Genomic DNA, 6,291 nt, shown 5'->3' on the forward strand with positions numbered 1-6,291 from the left:
CTCCCCTGCGGCGGTCGCCGCGGCGCGCGCTGCCGCGCAGGCAGCCGGCGTCGCGCACATGGGTGCGCATGCTCTCGGTGCCGCCGCCTACGCCGCGAGAGCCGCGAGGTCGGCGGCGCGCGACGTCGCGGACGACGAACTCGCCTGGCAGCTCGCGCAGATGACCCCGGAGGTCGCCGCCGCGCTCCGGCGGCTGCCTCCTCTGGGCGCTGATTCCGCCGGGCCGCTGGGCCCGGGACTTCTTGCCTCCGGCGACCTCGGCGAACACATCCGTCGGATCCAGGCAGCGGTGGTCGGCATCCCGACCTGAGCACCCGCTCCGCCCGCGCGAACCGGCGTCAGGCGCCGGCCGGCGGGACCGTCTTGCGCACCACGGTCTTGTTCTTGCCGATGTGGCGCTCGAACGTGAACCCCGCCTTCTCGAACATGGCCCTGGTGCCGTTGTGGAGGAACGACGACGACGTCTTCTTGCCGGGCGGCAGCTCGTTGGGGAACGAGATCACCTCGCCGCCGCCCGCCTGCGCGATCAGTTCCAGCGCACCGTCCAATGCCTCCCGCGCGACCCCAGAACGCCGGTGGTCGCGGTCGACGAAGAAGCAGGTGATGCGCCACGGCGCCGGGTTCGTCTCGCCCGCGTCGTACTCCTTGCGGTGGTAGATGCCCGGCAGCTCGGCCGGACTGCCGAACTCGCACCACGCGATCGCGTCGTCGCCGTCGAAGACGAGCGCGGCGTGCGCGACGCCCTCATCCACGAGCCGCTGCTTGAACGTCGCGCGGTCGTACGCGCTCTTGACGGTGTGCTCGGTGTCGCCGTGGAAGTACGAGCAGTAGCACCCGCCCCAGACCCCGTTGTGCTTCTGCGCGAGCGCCAGCCACGCGGGAAACGTCTCGGGAGTGAGCGGCTTGATCACGTGCGACGTCGCAAGGACCACGGCCTACTTCCGCCCCGACCTCACCGCGGTGATGATCCGCGCCAGCGCCCAGCCGGCGGCGGACACGAGGGGGACGCTCAGCACGATCATGGCCACCGGGTTCGGCTGGAACTTCGGCCCGTTCGGACCGTTCACGTAGGCGCCGATGGGCAGCACGTAGCCGCCGCCGCCCCCGCCGCTTCCTTCGCCCTCACCCTCGGGCAGACCGCCGCGCGCGGGCCATGTGCCGGAACCGCCGCCGCCGCCGAACCCGAAGACGACCAGGGCCGCCGGGGTCACCTGTCGCCCGCCGACATCGATGGTCTCGCCGAATGCCATCTTCGCGCCCCATGACGGCGCGGACTTCGTCAGACTCTCGACCGGTGACTCCATGAACGACTCCTCCGCTTCGGTCCGCACGCGCTGACACCCAACATAGAGAGCCGTGCGGGACGCCACCAGAGGCGACGCCGACAGGTCACTCCGGCGCGTACTTGAACGACAGCTGGATCCGCGAACGGAACAGCAGCGCGCCGTCGTCGCCGACGACGACGTCCTGCTTCGTCACTTCCGCGATGCGCAGATCGTGCAGCGATCCTGCGGCGGTGCTGATGGCTTCTCGGGCGGCCTCCTCCCAGGACGAGGCACTCGTGCCGATGACGTCGATCACTCGGTAAACGCTCATCTCAACCCCACATCGCTCGATGCCGACACGACCATAGTGATCCCGGTCGCGCCCGTATGGAAGGGCGGCACCTCGACCGGGAGAACGGGGCGAGCGGATGCCCCCTCCCGGGGCATCCGCTCGCCTCATGTCATCGACTCAGGCGTGGGTCAGAACGGGTTCGGCGTCAGCGTGTACTTCGTCTGCAGGTACTCGTGGATGCCCTCGGCGCCGCCCTCGCGGCCGAGGCCCGACATCTTCCAGCCGCCGAACGGCGCGGCGGCGTTGGAGACGACGCCCATGTTCAGGCCCATCATGCCGGTCTCGAGGCGCTCGATCATCCGCTGGCCGCGCGCGAGGCTCTCGGTGAACACGTACGAGACCAGGCCGTACTCCGTGTCGTTGGCGAGGCGCACGGCGTCGTCCTCGTCGTCGAACGGGATGATTGCGAGCACCGGCCCGAAGATCTCCTCACGCAGGATCTCCGACCCCGGCTGCACGTCGGTGACGACGGTGGGCTCGTAGAACGTTCCGGGGCCGTCGACCTCGTTGCCGCCGGTGGTGACCTTCGCACCCCGGGACACGGCATCCTGCACCAGCTGCGATGCCTTCGCGACGGCACGGTCGTCGATGAGCGGACCGATGTTCACGCCCTCCTCGGTGCCGCGGCCGATGGTGAAGCCGTTGACGCGCTCGGTGACCCGGCGTGCGAACTCGTCCGCGACAGAGCGGTGCACGATGAACCGGTTGGCGGCGGTGCACGCCTGGCCGATGTTGCGGAACTTCGCCGCGATCGCGCCGTCGACCGCCTTATCGAGGTCGGCGTCGTCGAACACCACGAACGGTGCGTTGCCGCCGAGCTCCATCGAGGTGCGCAGCACCCCCTGCGCGGCCTGCTCGAGCAGGCGCTGGCCGACCTGCGTCGACCCGGTGAACGAGAGCTTCCGCAGCCGCGGGTCACGGATGATCGGCTCCGACACCGCGCCCGACGTCGAGGTCGTGAACACGTTGACGACACCGGCCGGCACGCCGGCGTCCTCCAGCAGCTGCGCGAACGCGAGCGTGGTGAGCGGCGTCAGCTCGGCGGGCTTGATGACCACGGTGCAGCCGGCCGCGAGCGCGGGAGCGATCTTGCGGGTCGCCATCGCCAGCGGGAAGTTCCACGGGGTGATGAGGAAGCACGGACCCACCGGGTGCTGCGACACGATCATGCGACCGGTGCCCTCGGGGTTCGCGCCGTAGCGGCCCTGCACGCGGGAGGTCTCCTCGCTGAACCACCGCAGGAACTCGCCGCCGTACGCGACCTCGCCGCGGGCCTCGGCCAGGGGCTTGCCCATCTCGATCGTCATCAGCAGCGCGAAGTCCTCCTTGCGCTCCTGCAGCAGATCGAACGCACGCCGCAGGATCTCCGCGCGCTCCCGCGCCGGCGTCGCCGCCCACGCCGGGAACGCGTCGACGGCCGCGTCGAGGGCCGCCTTGCCGTCCTCGGGCGACGCGTTCGCGATCTCCTTGACGACCTCGCCGTTCGAGGGATCGTAGACCTTCAAGGTCTTGCCGCCGGATGCCTCACGCCACTGCCCGCCGATGAACAGCCCGTCGGGGACGGACGCCAGCAGCTCGGACTCACGGGTTTCGGTGATCGTCGTGGTCACGGGGACTCCCTTGTCGGTGGACGGATGCCGCGGCACCCGCTTCGGTCGTTGGTCTGGGGCTATTCTGCCCGCGGCCGGCAGCGTCGGCCGATGTACATCTTGTACAGTTCGCTGTCATGATTCGCCCGTCTGCACAGCGGTTGCTCCTCGCACCCGCGTCCTCATTCGAGGTCGAGGGCCGAGATGAGGACCGGGCTCGGGCTGCGATCCCTCATCTCGGCCCTCGTCCTCAATTGAGGGCGCGCGCGAGCGCCGGGGCGTGCTGGTCGACGAATGCGCCGGCGAGGAACGCCGAGAGCTCGCCGGTCGCCGCGAGCGGGAGCACCGCGGCGACGTACTGGTCGGGGCGCACGACGACGACCACGCCGTCACGAGACAGGCCGCGCTCCTCGAAGATGTCGGTGCGCGTCCAGGCGCTCGGCGCGGCCGCGTAGACCTTCTCCCAGTCCGTGAGAGCGAGTGGGCCCGTCTTCGGCAGGAACAGCTCGGGCACGCGGGTGATGTCGACGTCCTCGTGCGGCTGCTGGTAGATCACCTTGACGTCGAACACGGCGTCGATGTCGGCGCCTTCCGGTGTGAAGCGCTGCACCGGAGACTCGGGCGAGGCGATGAACGCCGCCCATTCGGAGAGGACGGATGCCTCCCCCGCCGCGGGCGCGTCGGCGAAGGCGTAGATCCGCCAGCGGCCGTCGGCCTTCGCGTGGTGGCCGAGGTGGACGGGGTTGCCGTCGCAGACGCGCACGACCTCCGCGGACTTGAACCGCTTGCCCAGCGGGAACCCCTCGGCGAGCGCCTGGTGCGCAGCATCCGTCACGATCATCGACGCGCCGTACTGCGTCATGAATCCCGACGGGAACTCGGCGGTGCCGAGGTAGAAGGTGGCGAGCTCCTGCGGGTCGGAGATCTCCTCGGGCTTGCGGGCCATGAGGGCCGACCACTCGCGGTCGAAGTCGATGAGCTGCTGGGCGACCGGCTGCCGCTCGGCGGAGTACGTCGAGAGGAGGGACGCGGGACTGAGTCCCGTGAGGACGTGCCCGAGCTTCCAGCCGAGGTTGAAGCCGTCCTGCATCGAGACGTTCATGCCCTGGCCGGCCTTGGCGCTGTGGGTGTGGCACGCGTCGCCGGTGAGGAAGACGCGGGGGTCGTGCCCCTGGTCGACGTCGACGTCGTCGAACTTGTCGGTGACGCGGTGGCCGACCTCGTAGACGCTGTGCCACGCGACCTGCTTCACGTCGAGCGAGTATGGGTGGAGGATGTCGTTCGCCTTGGCGATGACGGCGTCGATCGGCGTCTGGCGCACACGGTGGTCGTCGCCGGCCGCGACCTCCCCGAGGTCGACGTAGACGCGGCAGAGGTAGCCGCCTTCACGCGGGATGAGCAGGATGTTGCCGGCCTCGGAGTTGATCGCGCACTTGGTGCGCCAGTCCGGGAAGTCGGTGTTGACGAGCACGTCCATGACACCCCAGGCGTGCGCCGAGAACGCGCCGACGTGTTTGCGGCCGATCGCCTCGCGCACGCCGCTGCGCGCACCGTCGCAGCCGACGACGTACTTCGCGCGCACGGTGCGCTCCTCGCCGGCACGCTCCCCCGCGACGTGCCGCACGCGCACCTCGACCGGGAACTCGCCGCCGTCGTGCACCGTGAGGCCGGCGAACTCGATCCCGTAGTCGGGGAGGATGCGCCCCGGGCCGTGGGCGGCGGCCTCGGCGAAGTAGTCGAGCACGCGCGCCTGGTTCACGATGAGGTGCGGGAACTCGCTGATCTTGAACGCGTAGTCCTCCGTGCGGGCGGTGCGGATGATGTCGTCGGGGTTCTCGGGGTCGGGACCCCAGAAGTTCATCCAGGCGATGTTGTAGGCCTCGGCGACGATGCGCTCGGCGAAGCCGAACGCCTGGAACGTCTCGACGCTCCGCGGCTGGATCCCGTCGGCCTGCCCCAGCACGAGGCGGCCCTCGCGGCGCTCGATCATGCGGGTGGTGACAGCGGGGAACTGCGACATCTGGGCGGCGAGGAGCATGCCCGCAGGGCCGGAGCCCACGATGAGGACGTCCATCTCGTCGGGCAGCTCGGCCGGGCGGTCGATGCCGGTGCCGGCGGCGTCCTGCACGCGCGGGTCGGCGGAGACGTAGCCGTGGTGGTGGAACTGCATCGGTGTCCTCCTCGGACGACGGTGTCGAGGGCTCGTGGCCTGGGCTTGCTGCGAGCGATGGCGTGTTCTATATTCGAACAAGCCGTTCTACTATTGAACAGATCGTATACGAAGGGATGCCGCGTGACAAGGCTCGACGGCACGGCAGCGCCCGCTTCGCAGACGCTGAGCCGCGGCATCCGGATCCTCGAAGTGCTCGCCGACGCGCGTGGGCCCCTCTCCATCGACGAGATCGCTGCGCGGCTGGAGGTGCATCGTTCGGTCGCCTACCGGCTCCTTCGCACCCTCGAGGACCACGGGCTCGTCGAGCGTGACGCCGCCGGCCGCATCGAGCTGGGCGCCCGTCTCGCCGCTCTCGCCGCGGGCGTCGCCCATGACCTCCAGGCGGAGGCGCTCCCCGAGCTCACCGCGGTCGCGGGCGATCTCGGCGCGACCTGCTTCCTCGCGGTGCTCGACCACGAGGAGTGCGTCACGCTCTCGAGCGTCGAGCCGCGCCACGCCGTGAACCCCGTGGCGCAGCGGCCCGGCACGCGGCACCCGATCACGCGCGGCGCTCCGGGCAAGGCGATCCTGTCGCTGCTGCCGACGTCGTCGTGGCCGGCCGGCGTGTCACCGGAGCTCGCGGCGGAGGTGACGGATGCCGCGACCCGCGGCTTCGCGACGAGCCACGACGAGGTCATCCCGAGCCTGCGGGCGGTCGCCGTGCCGCTCGTCGTGCGCGGGCGCGGGCCCGCGGCGATCGCGGTCGTGTTCGTCGCGAGCGCGCACTCCGATGAGGAGATCGCGGCGCGCCTCACCCGATCGGCGAGCGCGATCCGCGACGCGCTGGGCGGCTAGCTGTGATGTCCAGGGACGTTGTTGCGTGAATCGCGTGTGATCTGCTGACGGGCGAAGGCCTCCCGTTGCGAGAGTGGA

7 protein-coding genes are annotated in these 6,291 nt (G+C 70.4%); 2 read left to right on the top strand and 5 right to left on the bottom strand.

Annotation, left to right across the window (positions count from 1 at the left end; translation table 11 throughout):
* Nucleotides 1-310, top strand: a 310-nt coding sequence (locus tag AC3A46_RS19185) for a putative immunity protein (RefSeq protein ID WP_487666655.1), incomplete at its 5' end; no start/stop codon positions are given.
* A 28-nt stretch (nucleotides 311-338) separates the two neighbouring features.
* On the opposite strand, the gene AC3A46_RS19190 is transcribed toward AC3A46_RS19185, so the two are convergent.
* The 5 genes from AC3A46_RS19190 to AC3A46_RS19210 form a co-directional block, all read right to left on the bottom strand.
* Nucleotides 339-932, bottom strand: a complete 594-nt coding sequence (locus tag AC3A46_RS19190) for a GNAT family N-acetyltransferase (RefSeq protein ID WP_487666656.1) — start codon at nucleotides 930-932, stop codon at nucleotides 339-341.
* Between the two features lie 3 nt (nucleotides 933-935).
* Nucleotides 936-1,304: a hypothetical protein gene (locus AC3A46_RS19195; RefSeq protein ID WP_487666657.1), complete on the bottom strand. Its 369-nt coding sequence runs from the start codon at nucleotides 1,302-1,304 to the stop codon at nucleotides 936-938.
* A gap of 85 nt (nucleotides 1,305-1,389) precedes the next feature.
* Nucleotides 1,390-1,596: a dodecin family protein gene (locus AC3A46_RS19200; protein ID WP_487666658.1), complete on the bottom strand. Its 207-nt coding sequence runs from the start codon at nucleotides 1,594-1,596 to the stop codon at nucleotides 1,390-1,392.
* 149 nt (nucleotides 1,597-1,745) lie between these two features.
* Nucleotides 1,746-3,215, bottom strand: coding sequence for an NAD-dependent succinate-semialdehyde dehydrogenase (locus AC3A46_RS19205; protein ID WP_487666661.1), 1,470 nt, complete (start codon nucleotides 3,213-3,215; stop codon nucleotides 1,746-1,748).
* A gap of 241 nt (nucleotides 3,216-3,456) precedes the next feature.
* Nucleotides 3,457-5,376 (bottom strand): FAD-binding monooxygenase, encoded by a 1,920-nt coding sequence (locus tag AC3A46_RS19210; protein WP_487666659.1) that lies wholly within the window; start codon nucleotides 5,374-5,376, stop codon nucleotides 3,457-3,459.
* Between the two features lie 123 nt (nucleotides 5,377-5,499).
* Between AC3A46_RS19210 and AC3A46_RS19215 the strand changes: the two genes are divergently transcribed.
* Nucleotides 5,500-6,213 carry an IclR family transcriptional regulator gene (locus AC3A46_RS19215; RefSeq protein WP_487666660.1) on the top strand — a complete coding sequence of 238 codons (714 nt, stop codon included), beginning with the start codon at nucleotides 5,500-5,502 and terminating at the stop codon, nucleotides 6,211-6,213.
* Nucleotides 6,214-6,291: the final 78 nt, after the last annotated feature.

This window comes from Microbacterium sp. Soil_C_42 (genome assembly GCF_057656735.1).